Annotated in this window: 21 protein-coding genes; 19 read left to right on the top strand and 2 right to left on the bottom strand. The window is 58.4% G+C overall.

Features of this window, described 5'->3' with window-relative positions; translation table 11 throughout:
• Positions 1 to 326 precede the first annotated feature (326 nt).
• The 10 genes from BM382_RS26970 to BM382_RS27010 all read left to right on the top strand — a co-directional run bounded on the left by BM382_RS26970 (position 327) and on the right by BM382_RS27010 (position 6519).
• Positions 327 to 1301, top strand: coding sequence for an SIR2 family protein (locus BM382_RS26970; protein WP_072444387.1), 975 nt, complete (start codon positions 327 to 329; stop codon positions 1299 to 1301).
• Positions 1288 to 2088, top strand: a complete 801-nt coding sequence (locus BM382_RS26975; RefSeq protein ID WP_072444385.1) for a hypothetical protein — start codon at positions 1288 to 1290, stop codon at positions 2086 to 2088. Before BM382_RS26970 ends, BM382_RS26975 begins: the two co-directional genes overlap by 14 nt.
• A complete protein-coding gene (locus tag BM382_RS26980; protein WP_011062057.1) occupies positions 2081 to 2668 on the top strand; it encodes a DUF1367 family protein in 588 nt (195 codons plus the stop codon). The genes BM382_RS26975 and BM382_RS26980 overlap by 8 nt, the downstream gene beginning before the upstream one ends.
• Entirely contained in the window at positions 2665 to 3276 is a 612-nt protein-coding gene (locus BM382_RS26985; protein ID WP_072444383.1) for a recombination protein NinG, read from the top strand. Before BM382_RS26980 ends, BM382_RS26985 begins: the two co-directional genes overlap by 4 nt.
• Positions 3273 to 3968 carry a hypothetical protein gene (locus BM382_RS26990; RefSeq protein ID WP_072444381.1) on the top strand — a complete coding sequence of 232 codons (696 nt, stop codon included), beginning with the start codon at positions 3273 to 3275 and terminating at the stop codon, positions 3966 to 3968. The genes BM382_RS26985 and BM382_RS26990 overlap by 4 nt, the downstream gene beginning before the upstream one ends.
• 123 nt (positions 3969 to 4091) lie before the next feature.
• Positions 4092 to 4355: a hypothetical protein gene (locus BM382_RS26995; RefSeq protein ID WP_072444379.1), complete on the top strand. Its 264-nt coding sequence runs from the start codon at positions 4092 to 4094 to the stop codon at positions 4353 to 4355.
• A 446-nt stretch (positions 4356 to 4801) separates the two neighbouring features.
• Positions 4802 to 5125, top strand: a complete 324-nt coding sequence (locus tag BM382_RS31760; RefSeq protein ID WP_072444377.1) for a hypothetical protein — start codon at positions 4802 to 4804, stop codon at positions 5123 to 5125.
• Between the two features lie 347 nt (positions 5126 to 5472).
• The gene (locus BM382_RS27000; RefSeq protein ID WP_072444375.1) at positions 5473 to 5793 is read left to right on the top strand and encodes a hypothetical protein; all 321 of its coding nucleotides are present in this window, start codon (positions 5473 to 5475) and stop codon (positions 5791 to 5793) included.
• 114 nt (positions 5794 to 5907) lie between these two features.
• A complete protein-coding gene (locus BM382_RS27005; RefSeq protein ID WP_011062053.1) occupies positions 5908 to 6231 on the top strand; it encodes a phage holin, lambda family in 324 nt (107 codons plus the stop codon).
• Positions 6232 to 6288: 57 nt separating this feature from the next.
• A complete protein-coding gene (locus tag BM382_RS27010) occupies positions 6289 to 6519 on the top strand; it encodes an Acb2/Tad1 domain-containing protein (protein ID WP_072444373.1) in 231 nt (76 codons plus the stop codon).
• A gap of 43 nt (positions 6520 to 6562) precedes the next feature.
• Here the strand turns inward: BM382_RS27010 and BM382_RS27015 are convergent, their stop codons facing one another.
• Complete coding sequence (locus tag BM382_RS27015; protein WP_072444371.1) at positions 6563 to 6883, bottom strand: hypothetical protein; 321 nt, start codon at positions 6881 to 6883, stop codon at positions 6563 to 6565.
• A gap of 76 nt (positions 6884 to 6959) precedes the next feature.
• Between BM382_RS27015 and BM382_RS27020 the strand changes: the two genes are divergently transcribed.
• From BM382_RS27020 to BM382_RS27040, 5 genes are read left to right on the top strand one after another with little or no spacing between them, the layout of a single operon-like run.
• Positions 6960 to 7568, top strand: a complete 609-nt coding sequence (locus BM382_RS27020; RefSeq protein WP_170866351.1) for a putative metallopeptidase — start codon at positions 6960 to 6962, stop codon at positions 7566 to 7568.
• A gap of 31 nt (positions 7569 to 7599) precedes the next feature.
• Positions 7600 to 8061, top strand: a complete 462-nt coding sequence (locus tag BM382_RS27025) for a DUF2280 domain-containing protein (protein ID WP_072444370.1) — start codon at positions 7600 to 7602, stop codon at positions 8059 to 8061.
• Positions 8048 to 9349, top strand: coding sequence for a terminase large subunit domain-containing protein (locus BM382_RS27030; protein WP_015636176.1), 1302 nt, complete (start codon positions 8048 to 8050; stop codon positions 9347 to 9349). Before BM382_RS27025 ends, BM382_RS27030 begins: the two co-directional genes overlap by 14 nt.
• Complete coding sequence (locus BM382_RS27035; RefSeq protein ID WP_072444368.1) at positions 9346 to 10809, top strand: DUF4055 domain-containing protein; 1464 nt, start codon at positions 9346 to 9348, stop codon at positions 10807 to 10809. The genes BM382_RS27030 and BM382_RS27035 overlap by 4 nt, the downstream gene beginning before the upstream one ends.
• Positions 10784 to 11872 (top strand): minor capsid protein, encoded by a 1089-nt coding sequence (locus tag BM382_RS27040; RefSeq protein WP_072444366.1) that lies wholly within the window; start codon positions 10784 to 10786, stop codon positions 11870 to 11872. The genes BM382_RS27035 and BM382_RS27040 overlap by 26 nt, the downstream gene beginning before the upstream one ends.
• 13 nt (positions 11873 to 11885) lie before the next feature.
• Here BM382_RS27040 and BM382_RS27045 read toward each other — a convergent pair whose 3' ends face one another.
• Entirely contained in the window at positions 11886 to 12353 is a 468-nt protein-coding gene (locus BM382_RS27045) for a hypothetical protein (RefSeq protein ID WP_041774338.1), read from the bottom strand.
• Positions 12354 to 12462: 109 nt separating this feature from the next.
• Between BM382_RS27045 and BM382_RS27050 the strand changes: the two genes are divergently transcribed.
• From BM382_RS27050 to BM382_RS27065, 4 genes are read left to right on the top strand one after another with little or no spacing between them, the layout of a single operon-like run.
• On the top strand, positions 12463 to 13179 hold the full coding sequence (locus tag BM382_RS27050) for a hypothetical protein (RefSeq protein ID WP_072444365.1): 717 nt from the start codon (positions 12463 to 12465) through the stop codon (positions 13177 to 13179).
• A gap of 11 nt (positions 13180 to 13190) precedes the next feature.
• Entirely contained in the window at positions 13191 to 14138 is a 948-nt protein-coding gene (locus BM382_RS27055) for a major capsid protein (RefSeq protein WP_072444362.1), read from the top strand.
• 51 nt (positions 14139 to 14189) lie between these two features.
• The gene (locus tag BM382_RS27060) at positions 14190 to 14498 is read left to right on the top strand and encodes a hypothetical protein (RefSeq protein ID WP_072444360.1); all 309 of its coding nucleotides are present in this window, start codon (positions 14190 to 14192) and stop codon (positions 14496 to 14498) included.
• 3 nt (positions 14499 to 14501) lie between these two features.
• On the top strand, positions 14502 to 15005 hold the full coding sequence (locus tag BM382_RS27065) for a DnaT-like ssDNA-binding protein (RefSeq protein ID WP_072444358.1): 504 nt from the start codon (positions 14502 to 14504) through the stop codon (positions 15003 to 15005).
• Positions 15006 to 15007: the final 2 nt, after the last annotated feature.

Raw genomic sequence — 15007 nt, forward strand, 5'->3', positions numbered from 1 at the left:
TGCCTCTGTCTGCGGAGAGTGTGCCGAACGAATTGCGAACGCCTATAGCAAGAAGCATGGCGGTACCTGGCTTACCTGGCCGAACGAGGAGGCGCCGAGGCCTAAAAAAACTGTTATCGGCCAATCCATAAGAACCCAGGTTTTCGAGCGCGACCTGTATCGCTGCCTGCGATGTGGCGATCACAGAAACTTGCGGGCTGATCACATTTACCCTGAAAGCTTGGGCGGGGAGGCCGTTTTAGAGAATCTCCAAACACTCTGTGCCAGTTGTAATAGCTGGAAGGGCGTGAAGGTCATTGATTTCCGCGGATCGGCGGAGGCCTGAAATGCAGTTCACCATCACGATCAACCAGGTGAAGGCGCTTGAGTGGGGGCTGAACTCTCAGCAGGCCCTGCTGTTCGCCTTCATCTACGGCTGCCCGAGCTGGACCAAGCCGGTTAAGACTGACGATGGGATCTTCTTCGCGCTTAGCAAGGCCAAGATCATCGAGGAGCTGCCGCTTCTCACCGACAAGCCAGATACCGCCTATCGCATGCTGAAGGCCCTGGAAGAGGCTGGTTTAATCGAGCTTTCCAGCACTTCCAACATCACGCTTTTCCGGCTGACCGAAAAGGCCGTCGAGTGGAATCAGAAGCTTGATGGGTCGGAAAAATATCCGACCCCAGCAGAAAACAAAGGTCGGAAAAAAATCCGATCTACCTCGGATAAATCTCCGAGCAAGGTCGGAAAAAAATCCGAGCAAGGGTCGGAAAAAAATCCGACAAATCAGGATACCAATCATCAGGGTACTAATCAGGATACCAGTCAGGACTTGAACGGCGGCTCCGAAGAGCCGGCCGTATCCGGTGGGTTGGTGGTGCTTGATCGCATTGAGGTGCCCCGAGTCGAAATTCCCGCCGACATGCCGGGCCCGAAAGACCAGACCTGCAAAACCTTCAAGGCCTGGGCGAACTACGCCATGGCCTACCGCAAGCGCTACAGCACTTGGCCGGTGTGGAATGCCAAGGTGGGTGGCCAGCTCGGCCAATTGGTCGACCGCCTCGGCGCCGATGTCGCCCACCACGTCGCAGCGCACTACCTGAAAACCAGTGATGCCGCCGTTCTGCGCAAGTGCCACAGCCTCAACGAGCTGCTGGTCAACGCTGAGAGCTATCACACCCAGTGGGTGACCGGGCAGCGCATGAATGGCACCACGGCCCGCCAGCAGGAGCGCACTGAGGCAAACCTTTCCGCTGCTGAGCAGGCCGCTCAATTGGTCCTGGCCAGGCGCCAGTCGGGAGAGCGCAATGAGTACCTTTGAAATGAACGACGCCCAGGTCGCCGGGCTGTCGTCTGCGATCGTTGCTACTGCTGAAGCAATGGGGCATGAGATGAACCCTGGGACCGCGGCGATCATGGCCGAGGATCTGTGCGCTTATCCGGTGTCCGTTGTCCGTGCAGCGCTGAAGGCCTGCCGGCTTGAGGTGAAGGGCAAGCTGGTCATGGGCGAAATCATGCAGCGCGTCCAAGCAGCGGATGGGCGCCCAGGAAAGGATGAGGCCTGGTCAATCGCCCTTACCGCTGCCGATGAGATCGAGACTGTGGTGATCACTTCGGAGATTCAGCAGGCCATGACAGCCGCAGCGCCAATCCTCAGGTTGGGCGACAAGGTCGGGGCTCGTATGGCGTTCATGGACGCATACGCGCGCCTGGTGAAGACCGCCCGAGCTGAGGCTGCCCCGGTGTCCTGGTCTGTGTCCCTGGGTTTTGATCCTGGTCGCCGGGTTCTCGCTATCGAGTCAGCTGTCCGGATGCAGTTGATCACTCAGCAGGCCGGTACCCAGTACTTGGCCGACTTGCGCATCGCGCCGATCACCTCCGACGGCCAGGCCATAGCTGGCCTGCTCACTGGTTCCCCAGTTGAAGCATCACCCAGCCTTCGCAAGAAGCTCGCCGAGGTCCGCGAGATTGTCGACGCGGCCAAGGCCCGGAATGAGCGCCTGCGCCTCAAGAAGGTCAAGGCGGCGCGAGTCGACACTTATCTGCGCAAGCGCAAGGCTCGAAAGGCTATCGCTGCTGCTCAATGCAAGGAGGCCAACCATGGCTGAACTCGCCCTTATTCGCACGGCCCAGGGCCTGGTACCGGCCACAGAGGCAGACCGTGAAACCATCCAGTGCTGGAAGGCTGGCCAGGTCATCCATGGCAAGTTCACCAAGATGAGAAACGCCCGGTTCCACGGCAAGTTCTTCGCGATGCTGGATCTGGCTTGGGAATACTGGGAGCCGGTCGGGGGGTTGATCCCGCGCCAGGAGATGCGTGGCATCCGCGGCCTGGCCAAGTTCTTCGAGGCGCAGAACGGCAGACCAGGGCAGCTATCGAATGCGGTTGATGCCTACATCGCTGGGCTTGAACAGGCTCGCGCCGAACGCTTCCCCTCAGTCGACAAGTCCCGCGAAGCCTTCCGCGAGTGGGTGACCATCGAGGCCGGCCACTTCCACCTGGTGCGTACTCCCGACGGCGTCCGCAAAGAGGCCAAGTCCATCAGTTGGGCCAACATGGACGACACCCAGTTCGAGCCCCTGTATCGCGACGTCTTCAACGCCTGTTGGCGCCTGGTGCTGTCCGCGCACTTTGAAACCGAGGAGGCCGCCCTGGCTGCTGCTGATCAGATCGGGAGCTTTGCATGAAACGCACGCCACTGCAGCGCAAAACCCCTCTCGCATCCGGTGGCCCGCGGCGAAAGCGGTGTCCATCTTGCCGGGTGATGTTCACGCCCGTACGCGCCTCCCAGGCTGTGTGTGGAGAGATCGAGTGCGCCATCGCTCATGGCCAGTCAGAGAAGGGGCAGGCAAGCGCCCGGAAAGCCCTGGCTGATGTTGAACGCCAGGAAATCAAGGTCCGCAAAGAAAGGCTGAAGAGTAGGGCGGACCACCTCCGAGAAGCCCAGGCCGTGTTCAACGAATGGGTACGCCTGCGCGACGCTGATCTGCCCTGCGTCAGTTGCGGGCGGCACCACGACGGCCAGTATCACGCCGGACATTACCGCACCGTAGGCGCGAACCCAGAAATCCGCTTCGAGCCTTTGAACGTCTGGAAGCAGTGCGCCCCATGTAACACGCACCTGTCCGGCAACTTGGTGAACTACCGGCTTTCGCTTCTGGAGCGAATTGGCGCCGAGAAACTTGCCTGGCTGGAAGGGCCGCATCCCGCATGCAAGCACACCATCGAAGAGATCAAGGCCATCAAGGCCGACTACCGCGAAAAAATCAAAGAACTGAAGAGGGCTGCCGCATGATTTACCCAGGCGTTCTAAGCGCAGTTGTTTCGGCCCTAGCCGCCGAAGCTATCGACAACACCAGCAAGCAGGCATGGCAGAAACTTTACAACTCTGCCGACGAGGAGGAGGGCGGTGATCTGGCCACCCTGGTTCGCTCCCGCGGAGCAGAAACCATCGACCGCACCCAGGTGGATTGCTGGGTATCGGCCAGGCTGCACCATGGCCTGGAGCCTAAATACTGGAATGCGCTTGTGGCCAAGTACAGCACTCACAAGGGGCGGAAGGTGCAAGCAATCTCGGCGCTGCAGGCTCTGATCAGCACCCCGGCCCCGAAGCTGTTCCTGTTCAAGGCTACCACTGCCTGGGCCATTCCCCAGCTCAAGGGGGCACGGCAGAAGGTGGCGGCATCCGTGTCGATCGAGATTCCTCTTGATGCGCCTGCGTGGCGCCGGGAGTCGATGGTGAAGGCGGCAGTGGCGGCCGGTCAGGCCAAGGCTAAGAAGGACGAAACCCGATCCGCCGACATGATCGTGCTGAAGGACAGCTTCTACGACATGAACACCTGGGACAACGACGGCACGCCGGAGTCGACACGGCGTCGGTGGCGTCTGGAAATTGGTCGGGCTGCTGATGACTTGGTGAACGAGGCCCTGGCGCACGCCGCCGAAATTTTGGAGGCTGAAGGTTTGCTGATTGAGCAGGCAGCGTAATCGCCTGTTGACACCAGTGAGCGGATGAGCGAAATTAATCCCATCCTGTCATTCCTGCGCGTTAAGGATTGATCAAAGAAAGCCCGGCATGAAGTCGGGCTTTTTCATTTGAGGCAAAGGAAGATGCGGGCTCTATTACTTCTCGGAATGCTGCTCTCGCCATTGGCGTTTGCCGACCTGACTGAACCCTTGCATGACTGCAACCAGCCGGACGTGCCGTACGAGTTTCAAGACCAGTTCGAGCGCGACCAATTTCAAGCTGATGTTGAGGAATACAAAACGTGCATCACCGACTTCGTAGAAGAGCAGCAGGACGCGATTCGGAAACATAAGTCCGCAGCCGATGACGCCATTGAAGCATGGAACTCGTTCGCCCGATCGACATGATTACCGTGCAACTTTTCAAAGCCCCGCCAAGCGCGGGGTTTTTATTGCCTCGAATTTACCTGTAGCCAGGACAGCCCTCGGGAATGCCTGGACGTCGATAGCCGGATAGTGCGACGTACGGAATCAACGCCGGCAGCCCGCGCACTCTGGCCTCACATGCTTGTGGAGAGGTGCGATCGATGCGGTAGGGCGTCGGCGCCGGGAGCGTTATCGGTAGAGTGAGATTTGTAGGGATGGGAAATAGCGCATAAAATACTGGTTGCATGTACAGTATTTTGTTGAGATATTCATTTCACTCCTCGGACGCACAGGATGTGGATATCAGCTCGATATTGGGCCCAATCTACAGGTGTCCGAGTGAAAGCCTTGAGCCTCGAGCAATCGCCTTTGAGCGACATGAATGCGGAATTTCCCTCAACCAATCATTCGACTTAATAGGTGGAAAAATGGAACCAGTAATAATCGGCAGCAACTTTAAATCCTCCGGGGCCGATTACCCCGAAGCGATCTTTACTCCTGCACAGAACGTAAATGGCGCGGTAGTTCGAACCGCAACAATGATCAGCGGCTCTGGGAACGGATTTCTGAGCACTGGTACGATCGCTCCGGAATCGCGCACGTCGACAAAAGTGCCCGTCATCCTGTCGGTGTTTAACGGCTCTTCTACTCTTCCGTTCTCGGTAACTATTCCGGCCGGCCAAGGGTTGTGGGTTGCATTGGCGCAGAACAGCGGTGCAAGGGCATATGTGACCTACGACCTGCTCCCCTAAAAAAGGGGGGGCACGGGCTGACAGCAGGAAAGACCGCGTACCTATTCAGGGCCTCGACATTGATCGGGGCCTTTTCGTTGCGGTTTTTGCTCAGGTCAGCGCAAAGAGCGTTATCGGCAGAAACAGGTTGGTCGGGGTCGGAGATAGGTTGTTAGATGCTGGTTGTATATCCAGTATTTTGTTGAGATAGTGATTCCACTCCTCGAGCGAATCGGAAGCGAAAACCAGCATGTCGTTGGTGCTTACCTTCCTAGGCTCGCGTGAAGGCCTTGAGCTTCGAGTAATCGCCAAGAGCGGCTATATGCGGCATCGGCCGTGATTATTGAAAAGCTCAAGGAGATCCACTCATGCAACCAGTTAAGATCGGTGAAAAATTCTATCAGTTGAAAGGCTACACAGGGGCCTATGTCATTGTTATTGATGCTTCACAAAACACAGCAGGGGTAACCATTCGAACCTGCTCTGTGACTGGCGGAATACTTTTTACAGGCACGGTGAAACCTACGAACCCCAATGGATACCAGCTATATCATGCGTTCTATAAGGCTACGCTCGCAGGGTGGTCGACTATTCCGTATGAGGTGTTTGTGCCAGCTGGCCAAGGTGTGTATTGGGCGGCAGAAAACGACTTGTCTTGGATTATGATGACCTACGATATGCAGCCCTAAGCAGCCATTTTTGCTCGGAACCAAATGAGCTAATTCTAGATTGTGCTTAATAGATGAGCCTCGGCATCCGCCGGGGCTTTTTCATTTTCGCTCCCCGAAAGGGAGGAATCGAGTATGTCCAACATGCCAGAAAAGAACCCTGACCTGTGGGCGGCAGCACTGGCATGGTTTGCTGTACATCAGCCACAGATCTATGCAGGTGGCACGGCTGCCATTGTTGCCGTTTTCCGCGTGATCTATGGCGGTGGTAGCGGTCGCAAGATGGTGCTCGAAGCCGTCATCTGCGGCCTGATCGGTTCTAGCCTTATCCCGTTGCTTGAGTACTTCACGCTCCCGGCCAACCTGGCCACGTTCGCTGGCTGCATGGTTGGCTTTGTTGGGGTAGAGAAGCTGCGGGACTACTCCGATCGGTTCATGAGCCGTAAGGCCGAGGGCTGATCCGCGCCACGTTTTCTAGTACGCCAAATTGTGGCGCGCAATCATGAGGAGTCACCGATGGACAACCAGCACAAGAAAATCACCGGCTGCCGGGACCTGAGCCAGTCCGAAATCGACGGCATGAACTCGATCAAGGCCCTGGAGGCGGATGCCGGCGAGCTGTTCAAGCAGATTGGCCAGATCGAGGGTGTTGACCAGCGCCTGCTGGCCCTGGCCAAGAGCAACCTGCAGCAGGGCTTCATGTGGTTCGTGCGTTCGATCGCTAAGCCGACTGACTCGTTCGCATGAAATCAGCCATACGGTTCGCTCAAGGCTGGAGGGTAACGTGTATCTAGAGGAAGTCCTTGTCGTAAATGTCGAGGGCCTTCTGGCACGGAATTTCCACTGATTCGTTGTTGGCGGTTTTGAACATTATCAGCGTGTCCAACGGACCGCTGCTCAGCACTACAAGGAAATCTCTGGGGCTAACAGCGACGGCACCGCGCACAATGACTTTGTCAGAGAATCCAGCTGTCATCAGCTTCTCCCAGGCTATCGCATGCTTCTCTTTTGCAGTTTCGAGCTTGGTTTCCGGTATCGAGCCCTCTTGTGCGATTGCAACTTTCGCTGCAACGAACAAAGCTATCAGATCCTTCGCATTTTCATCGGTCATCAGAGCGGTGCCTGTTGGAAGACGGGAGCTTCTACATGGGGCTGATTCTTAATTTTTCAACCGTGAGCGTACAGCTGTGAGTCGACCGATCCCGCCCGGAAGTCTGCTCGAGGCAGTGTTCCTAGAGCTGCAACCGGCTCCTGAAATTTGGCAATGGGTACAGAGCGAGATCCTGGCCGACACCGGCAGCATCCACAACGAAGACCACGCTCACCTGATCGACGCCAACATAGGCGTGCTGTGGGCATCGACTGGGTTCGCCAAGCAGGGACGCATAGTCCTTGGCCAGGCTGAGCAGCTGATGTTCCGTGCTGGCGGATGGCAGAAGGCCCGGCAAGAGCAGCAGATGCGTGAGTGGTTCGGCGAAGAGCCGGACTTCCTTATCACGCTGGCTGCAGACTACTGCGCCCAATGCTCTGACGCTGAGTTCTGCGCTCTCGTTGAGCACGAGCTATTCCACATCGCACACAAGCTCGACAAGTACGGTGCGCCGGCCTTCACCCAGGACGGCATGCCCAAGCTTGAGATGCGCTCACACGACGTCGAAGAATTCGTCGGAGTGGTGAGGCGCTACGGTGCAAGCCACGACGTACAGCAGCTGATCGACGCTGCAAGTCGGCCGCCTGAGGTGGCCAAGATCAACATATCGAGGGCCTGCGGAACCTGCCTACTCAAGTCGGCCTGATTTTTGACAGGTTTTGACGGATGACAAACCCATGGCAGCACTACGAAGCGAGGTCAAAGCCTTCATTGTTCAGGCTCTGGCCTGCTTCGATTCACCCAGTCAGGTGGTGGAGGCTGTCAAGAAGGAATTTGGGGTCGAGTTGAGTCGCCAGCAGTGCGAGTCGCATGACCCCACCAAGTATGCAGGCAGGGGCCTGGCCCAAAAGTGGGCTGACCTGTTCCATGAGTGCCGCAAGCGCTTTCGTGAAGAGACAGCAGATATCCCGATCGCCAACCGCGCGTTTCGTCTCCGCAGCCTGGCAAGGATGGCCGAGAAAGCGGAGAACATGCGTAACCTTGCTCTGACCGCCCAGCTTTACGAGCAGGCCGCTAAGGAGTGCGGCGATATGTACGTCAACCGGGCCCGCAAGGAAGAGCCGGACGACGAGCCGCTGATCCCGAGCCGGATTCAGGTCGACGTGGTGGATGCGAGGAAGCCGAATGCCGAGCCTTAACATACCCCAGGCTCAGTTCCTCACGTTGCCCCACAAGTTCCGCGCCTTTGTTGCTGGCTTCGGGTCGGGGAAGACCTGGGTAGGCTGTTCGGCACTGAGCAAGCACTTCATGGAGTGGCCCGGCGTCAACGCTGGTTACTTCGCGCCAACCTATCCGCAGATTCGGGACATCTTCTATCCGACCATGGATGAAGTGGCCTATGACTGGGGGTTGAAGACCAAGATAAACCAGGCGAACCATGAGGTTCATATCTACAGCGGCCGGCAATGCCGCGGCACTGTGATCTGCCGGTCGATGGAGAAGCCGCAGACCATCGTCGGCTTCAAGATCGGCCACGCCCTGGTGGATGAGCTGGATGTCCTGACGTCGATCAAGGCGCAGCAGGCCTGGCGCAAGATCATTGCCCGGATGCGCTACAACCTGCCGGGCCTGAAGAACGGGGTAGACGTCACCACGACCCCTGAGGGCTTCAAGTTCGTCTTCCAGCAATTCGTGAAGCAACTGCGCGACAAGCCGGCGCTCAAGGAGATGTATGGCCTGGTCCAGGCCAGCACCTTCGACAACGAGCTGAACCTGCCCGACGACTACATCCCGTCGTTGATGGAGTCGTACCCCGAGCAACTGATCAGGGCCTACCTGAACGGCCAGTTCGTCAACCTGACTTCGGGGTCGATCTATCACGCCTACGACCGCAAGCTGAACCAGTGCTTTGACACTGTGCAGGCTGGCGAACCGCTGTTTATCGGGATGGACTTCAACGTCGGCAAGATGGCGGCGATCACCCACGTCAAACGCGACCAGGGACTCCCCAGGGCAGTCGATGAGCTGATCGATGGCTACGACACGCCGGACATGATCCGCCGCATCAAGGAGCGCTACTGGCAGCACGACGGCAACGACTTCAAGAAGACGTGCGAGATCAGGATCTATCCGGACGCTTCGGGCGACTCGCGCAAGTCGGTCAACGCCAGCATGACGGACATCGCCATGCTCAAGCAGGCCGGCTTCTCGGTCATCGCGCCTGCGGCCAACCCGCCAGTAAAGGATCGGATCAACGCCATGAACGCCATGTTCTGCAATGCCCAGGGCGAGAGGCGTTACCTGGTGAACCCGTTTACCTGCCCGACCTACGCCGACGGCCTGGAGCAGCAGGTATGGGCACCCAATGGCGAGCCCGACAAGTCACAAGGAAACGACCACGCCAACGACGCCGGCGGCTACTTCATCCACAAAGAGTTCCCGATCGTGAAACCGGTCACCTCGCTGAATATGGGATTTGCCCGATGACAGACGTCACTTTCACCCGCCCCGAGTACGACGCGGCGAGAAACCGCTGGCGCTTGGTGCGCGACGTCTGCAAGGGCTCGGAAACCATCAAGGCTGCTGGCGAGCGATATCTGCCGCGGCCGAATGCTCATGATACGAGCAGGGAGAACCGGGAGCGCTACGACGGCTACAAACAGCGGGCCGTGTTCTACAACGCCACCGGCCGGACCAAGCACAGCCTGGTGGGTGCCGTATTCCGTACCTGGCCGACGCTGACGGTCCCGGGCGCGCTCGATTACGTGGCCAAGGATGTCGATGGCCAGGGCGTGAGCATCTATCAGCAGTCCCAGTCAGTGATTGGGCACCTGCTCGAGGTGGGCCGTCACGGGCTGCTGGTGGACTACCCGCAAGTTGATGGTCAGGCCGTGAGTGTTGCCGATATGGCGTCTGGCCGTGTCCGTTCGACGATCAGCAGTTACCCGACGGAAGCGATCAAGAACTGGAAGACCCGCAAGGTTGGTGGCCAGCACCTGCTGAGCCTGGTGGTTCTGGAGGAGAAGGTCGATGTCGACACCGATGATGGCTTCGGCAGCAAGCAGGTAACCCAGTATCGAGTGCTACGTCTGGATGCAGAAGGAAACTACACCCAGGAGGTGTGGGAGGAGGGCTCGGGTCAGACCTCCATGGTCATAGCCCCTTTCACCCCGTTGAACGGCGCAGGCCAGCGGTGGAGGGTGATCCCTTTCCAGTTCCTAGGAAGCGAGAACAACGACGCGAGCATCGACGACTCTCCGCTGTACGACATGGCTGAGATCAACATCGGGCATTACCGCAACAGTGCTGACTATGAGGATGCGGCTTACCTGATGGGCCAGCCCCAGGTTTACATGGCTGGCCTTGATGAGCAGTGGGTGAAGATGCTGGAAGAGAAGGGGATCTACTTCGGTTCCCGGGCCATTCTTCCGCTGCCCCAGAACGGCACCGCCGGCATTCTCCAGGCCCAGGCCAACACCATGATCAAGGAAGCCATGGACGCCAAGGAGGATCAGTTGATCGCCCTCGGCGCCAGGTTGATCGAGCGTGGTAGCGCAGTGAAGACGGCCACCCAGGCCGACAACGACAGCGCCGCCGAGCACAGCGTGCTGTCCTTGATCGTGAGCAACGTCAGCGAGGCCTATTCGCAGTGCCTGGAGTGGATGGGCGAGTTCCTGAACGTCGCCGGTGAATCGCTCTACAAGCTGAACCAGGACTTCACGCAGATCAGCCTCGACCCTGCGATCCTTTCTGCCTTGTTCAACGCTGTGCAGGGTGGCCGGCTGCCTGAGGCTGACTTCTGGCAATACCTGCGCGACCGCGGCGTCATCGATCCGGAGAAGACCGACGACGAGATCCGGGATGAACTGCAGACCGCTGACGCGGGCCCGCAACTGGATGACCTGACCGGAGGGGCTGGTGATGGCGGCAAACCAAGCGATCCTTGATGCCACTATCCGGCACGCTGTCTTCCTCGAGCAGCTGAAGTCGGGAGAGGTCGAGAAGTTCGGCCCCTTCCTCAAGGAGATCGACAGGTCGATCCGCGACCGCCTGGCCCGCGCGGACCTCACTGAGTACACCGCTCGGCGCCTTGAGGTGCTGCTGCAGGAAGTCGACAGTCTGCTGCTGGGCATCTTTGACCGGTACAGCGAGAAGCTGAACCTGGACCTGGTCGACATCGCCAACTATGAGGCGCAGTTCGAGGCTACCAGCCTGACCCGGGCGGCGCCGGTGGGTGTGTCCTTTGAGGCTGCTGTCCCAGGCGCTGCAGCGATCAGAACGGCGATCCTTTCCAATCCGCTCAGTGTGCGCGGCGTGGATGGTGGGAAGCTGTTGAAGTCGTTCATTGATGGTTTCACCGCCACCGAGCGGCAGCGTCTCACGGGCGCTATCCGGCAGGGCTTCTTCGAGGGCCAGACCAACTTCCAGATCATCAAGAACATCCGCGGGACAAAGACGCTCAACTACAACGACGGCATCCTGGCCACGACCAACCGCAACGCCGGCGCCATTGTGCGGACGGCAGTGCAGCACGTCGCCACCCAGGCGCGCATGGAGACGCTGAAAGAGAACTCCGACGTCGTCCAGGCCGTGGAGTGGGTCAGCACGCTGGATTCGAAGACTACGCCTCAGTGCCGAACGCTCGACAAACATCGGTTCAAGCTGACCGAAGGGCCCAGGCCGCCGATCCACATCAACTGTCGCTCGACGGTGGTGGCGGTGACCAGATTCAGCAAATTGTTTGCTGAGGGTGCTACGCGCGCCTCTATTGGGGATGATGGACCGCAGCAGGTAAGGGCGGATCTTAGCTATTACGAGTGGCTGATGCAGCAGCCGAGCGCGTTTCAGGTTAAGGCGATAGGCCCTAGCCGCGCCAAGCTGCTGCGTGATGGTGGGTTAAGCGTCGTGCGATTCAACGAGCTTCAGTTGGACCGAAATTTCTCACCCCTAACCCTTGAGCAAATGAAAGCCCTAGAGCCGCTTGCATTTGAAAAGGCAGGGCTGATATAGCCCGCTTAGCCGGTTAGTCGACGAGTTCAATCGCATTTACGGCGCGGGTAAATACGCCTTCGTAGCGTTGCTTGCAACGGCGAAACTTTCCAGTCGATACCAATGCATCAATCACTTCGGTCGTTGCTTGCATGGTGTTTTTGTAGCGCAGGTCATCAATGAATTCGCGACGGATGATCGGGTCCAGGGTCATGAGCTGGTTCTCCGGATAAGCCGTATAGACCTGAGCTCGTTGGTTGATAGCAAGGTGCTTGATGCCGTGCTTTTGCAAATAGCTCACCAGGTCAGGCACATGCAGATAAGCATTAAGACCGCCATAAGGAAGTTTGATCATGGTTTGATCCTCGTTAACAAGTGGGTGGGTTTGAGCCGCTGGCTCTAAAGCTGACCTACCTGCTACGAGATCCCGATACGCAGCGATTGGCATCACTGCAAAGATCGCTTCGCCGTTTTCACCATGAATGAATTGTACCGAGCTCATTTACCGTTCCTTTTGCTTTGTTGTGATTCCAATGTAATTACAATGAAGAATTAAATCAAGTTTTTTCTTCGCAGGCAGGGCCTGCATCTACGTCTCCGGGAGACACCTCATGCTGAAATTCCAACTGGATACCCTGGAAGGGGTAGACGAATCCGTGCGCGCTTTTTACACCGAGAAGGATGGCAAGTACGTCTTGGGCATTGAAGGGTTGCCACAACCAGAAGACGTATCCGGCCTGAAGTCGAAGGTTGAAGAGCTGCTGGCTGAGAAGAAGTCCGAAGCCGACAAGCGCAAGGCAGCTGAAGAGCAGGCTCGCCTGGAGCGCGAAGAGGCGCTGCGCAAATCTGGCAACGTCGAGGAACTCGAGAAGTCCTGGTCCGAGAAATACAGCCGCCGCGAGGCAGAGCTGAATGGCCAGCTCGAGTCGGAGCGCAGCACCCTGCAAGGCCAGATCCGGGATCTGACCGTGGGGCGCACGGCTACCGAGATCGCAACCACCTTGGCCATCCCAGGCAGTGCAAAGGCACTGCTCCCCCATATCGAACGCCGGCTGAGCGTCGAGCAGCGCGACGGTAAACCAACCGTGGTCGTGCTGGACCAAGCCGGCAAGCTCTCCGCAACCACGCTGGAAGAGCTGAAGAGTGAATTCACGAAAGACCCTGCGTTCGGTCCTCTGATCGCAGGCAGCAAGGCATCTGGCGGCGGGGCCGGCGGTGCTGGAAATGGCGGTGGGGCCGCTCTGAAACGCTCCGAAATGTCCTCAGTCGCCAAGCGTGAGTTCATCACTGCAAACGGCCAGGACGCCTATCTGAAATTGCCCAAATAATGGAGTAACCCATGGCGACTACCGTCAACTCGGACATGATCGTCTACAACGATCTTGCCCAAACCGCTTACCTGGAGCGCATCCAGGATGTGATCGACATCTTCAACGCCTCTTCCAACGGCGCCCTGGTGCTGGACAACGAACTGATTGAAGGCGACCTGCGCAAGCGTGCTTTCTACAAGCTCGGCGGCTCTATCGCTCACCGCGATGTCAACTCGACCGCCGCGGTGGCCGGCCAGAAGATTGGCTCCGGCGAAATGGTCGGAGTGAAAGTCCCGTTCAAATACGGTCCTTACGAGACCACCGAGGAGGCCTTCAAGCGTCGCGCGCGCTCGCCGGAAGAGTTCTCCGAGCTGGTGGGCCAGGACTATGCCGACGCAGTGCTGGAAGGCTACATCCAGTACGCCATGGCCGCGCTGAAGGCTGCCATCGGTGCGAACCCCAGTATGGTCACCAAGGCCAGCTTCGCTACTGACGGCAAGAAAGCGCTGACCAAGGGTATGCGCAAGTTCGGCGATCGCTTCGGTCGCATTGCGTTGTGGACCATGGACTCGGCCACCTACTTCGACATGGTGGACCAGGCCATCACTGAGAAGGTCTACGAAGAAGCCGGCGTGGTTATCTACGGTGGCCAGCCTGGGACCATGGGTAAGCCCGTCCTGGTATCGGACACCATCCCGACCGAAACCATCTTCGGTCTGCAGGCTGGGGCGATCAAAATCACCGAGTCGCAGGCTCCGGGCTTCCGTTCGTACCCCATCAACACCCAGGAAAACTTGGCGATGGGCTTCCGCGCTGAGGGCACCTTCAACCTGGACCTGCTCGGCTACAGCTGGAAGGACGCCACCGGTGGGGTGAACCCGAACCTGGCCGCGATCGGCGCGGGTGCCAACTGGACCAAATACGCCACCAGCGACAAGGTCACCGCCGGCGTTCTGATCGACCTGTCCGCGCCTTAATCAGCGCCTTCCTCAGCAAGCGGTTCGCATTGAGCCGCTTTGGAGACTCCTATGGAATTGACTTACTCTGCGCAAACCACGGACTTTGATCCCGATAAGCGCTATCGCAACCCGCAGTACTTCGATAAGCCAGAGACTGGTGTGACCAAGGTCACTGTTGTGGGTGATTGGCCGGTTGTGGTCGAGGCTTACAAGGCCGTCCAGGTTGAGGTGGATATCGTCGAACCCGGTGGCGCTGTTGAAACTGATCCGGCCAAAATGGGTGTGGCAGATCTGCGTGATTGGCTCACTGCCCAGGGCATTGAGTTCGATCCGAAGGCCCCGAAAGCCGAAATTGTGAAACTCATTCCAGCGAGCTGATTTATGGCACTGATAGTCGAGGACGGCACCGGGAAGCCTGACGCTGAAAGCTACGCATCCGCTGAGGATCTGGCCATGTACGCCGTGAAGTTCGGTGTAACCATCCCCGCTGAGGTGCCTGCCCAGGAAGCCTTGCTTCGCCGCGCGGCTCTGGCAATGGATGGCATGACCTGGAAGGGCCGCAAGACCAGCAGCGAGCAGGCTCTGGCCTGGCCGCGCCGGGAAGTGTTGCTGGATCAGGAGATCAAGCCGAACAACTACCTGCCAGCGCGGATCCAGTATGGCCAGCTGGCCCTGGCGGCCGAGATTCATCAGGACGACATTGACCCGATCGAGAAGCGCAAAGGCGCGGTAACCCTGGAGCGTGTCGAAGGTGCGGTAACCCGCGAGTACGCCGCCATCCCGAACACCAGCGGCCGACTTTTGCCAGCGGCGCCGGACCGGCCGAGTGCTACGCAGTTTGCTGACTATCTACAGAAGCGCGGGCTGTTTGCAGTGCGCGCATAGTT

This window comes from Pseudomonas sp. NFPP25 (assembly GCF_900116505.1).
GTDB lineage: Bacteria > Pseudomonadota > Gammaproteobacteria > Pseudomonadales > Pseudomonadaceae > Aquipseudomonas > Aquipseudomonas protegens.

Excerpts from the sequence above, each read along its gene's own strand:
- BM382_RS26970 (WP_072444387.1), top strand. The coding sequence starts at position 327 with ATGCAGTTCACCATCACGATCAACCAGGTGAAGGCGCTTGAGTGGGGG.
- BM382_RS26975 (WP_072444385.1), top strand. The coding sequence starts at position 1,288 with ATGAGTACCTTTGAAATGAACGACGCCCAGGTCGCCGGGCTGTCGTCT.
- BM382_RS26980 (WP_011062057.1), top strand. The coding sequence starts at position 2,081 with ATGGCTGAACTCGCCCTTATTCGCACGGCCCAGGGCCTGGTACCGGCC.
- BM382_RS26985 (WP_072444383.1), top strand. The coding sequence starts at position 2,665 with ATGAAACGCACGCCACTGCAGCGCAAAACCCCTCTCGCATCCGGTGGC.
- BM382_RS26990 (WP_072444381.1), top strand. The coding sequence starts at position 3,273 with ATGATTTACCCAGGCGTTCTAAGCGCAGTTGTTTCGGCCCTAGCCGCC.
- BM382_RS26995 (WP_072444379.1), top strand. The coding sequence starts at position 4,092 with ATGCGGGCTCTATTACTTCTCGGAATGCTGCTCTCGCCATTGGCGTTT.
- BM382_RS31760 (WP_072444377.1), top strand. The coding sequence starts at position 4,802 with ATGGAACCAGTAATAATCGGCAGCAACTTTAAATCCTCCGGGGCCGAT.
- BM382_RS27000 (WP_072444375.1), top strand. The coding sequence starts at position 5,473 with ATGCAACCAGTTAAGATCGGTGAAAAATTCTATCAGTTGAAAGGCTAC.
- BM382_RS27005 (WP_011062053.1), top strand. The coding sequence starts at position 5,908 with ATGTCCAACATGCCAGAAAAGAACCCTGACCTGTGGGCGGCAGCACTG.
- BM382_RS27010 (WP_072444373.1), top strand. The coding sequence starts at position 6,289 with ATGGACAACCAGCACAAGAAAATCACCGGCTGCCGGGACCTGAGCCAG.
- BM382_RS27015 (WP_072444371.1), bottom strand. The coding sequence starts at position 6,883 with ATGACCGATGAAAATGCGAAGGATCTGATAGCTTTGTTCGTTGCAGCG.
- BM382_RS27025 (WP_072444370.1), top strand. The coding sequence starts at position 7,600 with ATGGCAGCACTACGAAGCGAGGTCAAAGCCTTCATTGTTCAGGCTCTG.
- BM382_RS27030 (WP_015636176.1), top strand. The coding sequence starts at position 8,048 with ATGCCGAGCCTTAACATACCCCAGGCTCAGTTCCTCACGTTGCCCCAC.
- BM382_RS27035 (WP_072444368.1), top strand. The coding sequence starts at position 9,346 with ATGACAGACGTCACTTTCACCCGCCCCGAGTACGACGCGGCGAGAAAC.
- BM382_RS27040 (WP_072444366.1), top strand. The coding sequence starts at position 10,784 with ATGGCGGCAAACCAAGCGATCCTTGATGCCACTATCCGGCACGCTGTC.
- BM382_RS27045 (WP_041774338.1), bottom strand. The coding sequence starts at position 12,353 with ATGAGCTCGGTACAATTCATTCATGGTGAAAACGGCGAAGCGATCTTT.
- BM382_RS27050 (WP_072444365.1), top strand. The coding sequence starts at position 12,463 with ATGCTGAAATTCCAACTGGATACCCTGGAAGGGGTAGACGAATCCGTG.
- BM382_RS27055 (WP_072444362.1), top strand. The coding sequence starts at position 13,191 with ATGGCGACTACCGTCAACTCGGACATGATCGTCTACAACGATCTTGCC.
- BM382_RS27060 (WP_072444360.1), top strand. The coding sequence starts at position 14,190 with ATGGAATTGACTTACTCTGCGCAAACCACGGACTTTGATCCCGATAAG.
- BM382_RS27065 (WP_072444358.1), top strand. The coding sequence starts at position 14,502 with ATGGCACTGATAGTCGAGGACGGCACCGGGAAGCCTGACGCTGAAAGC.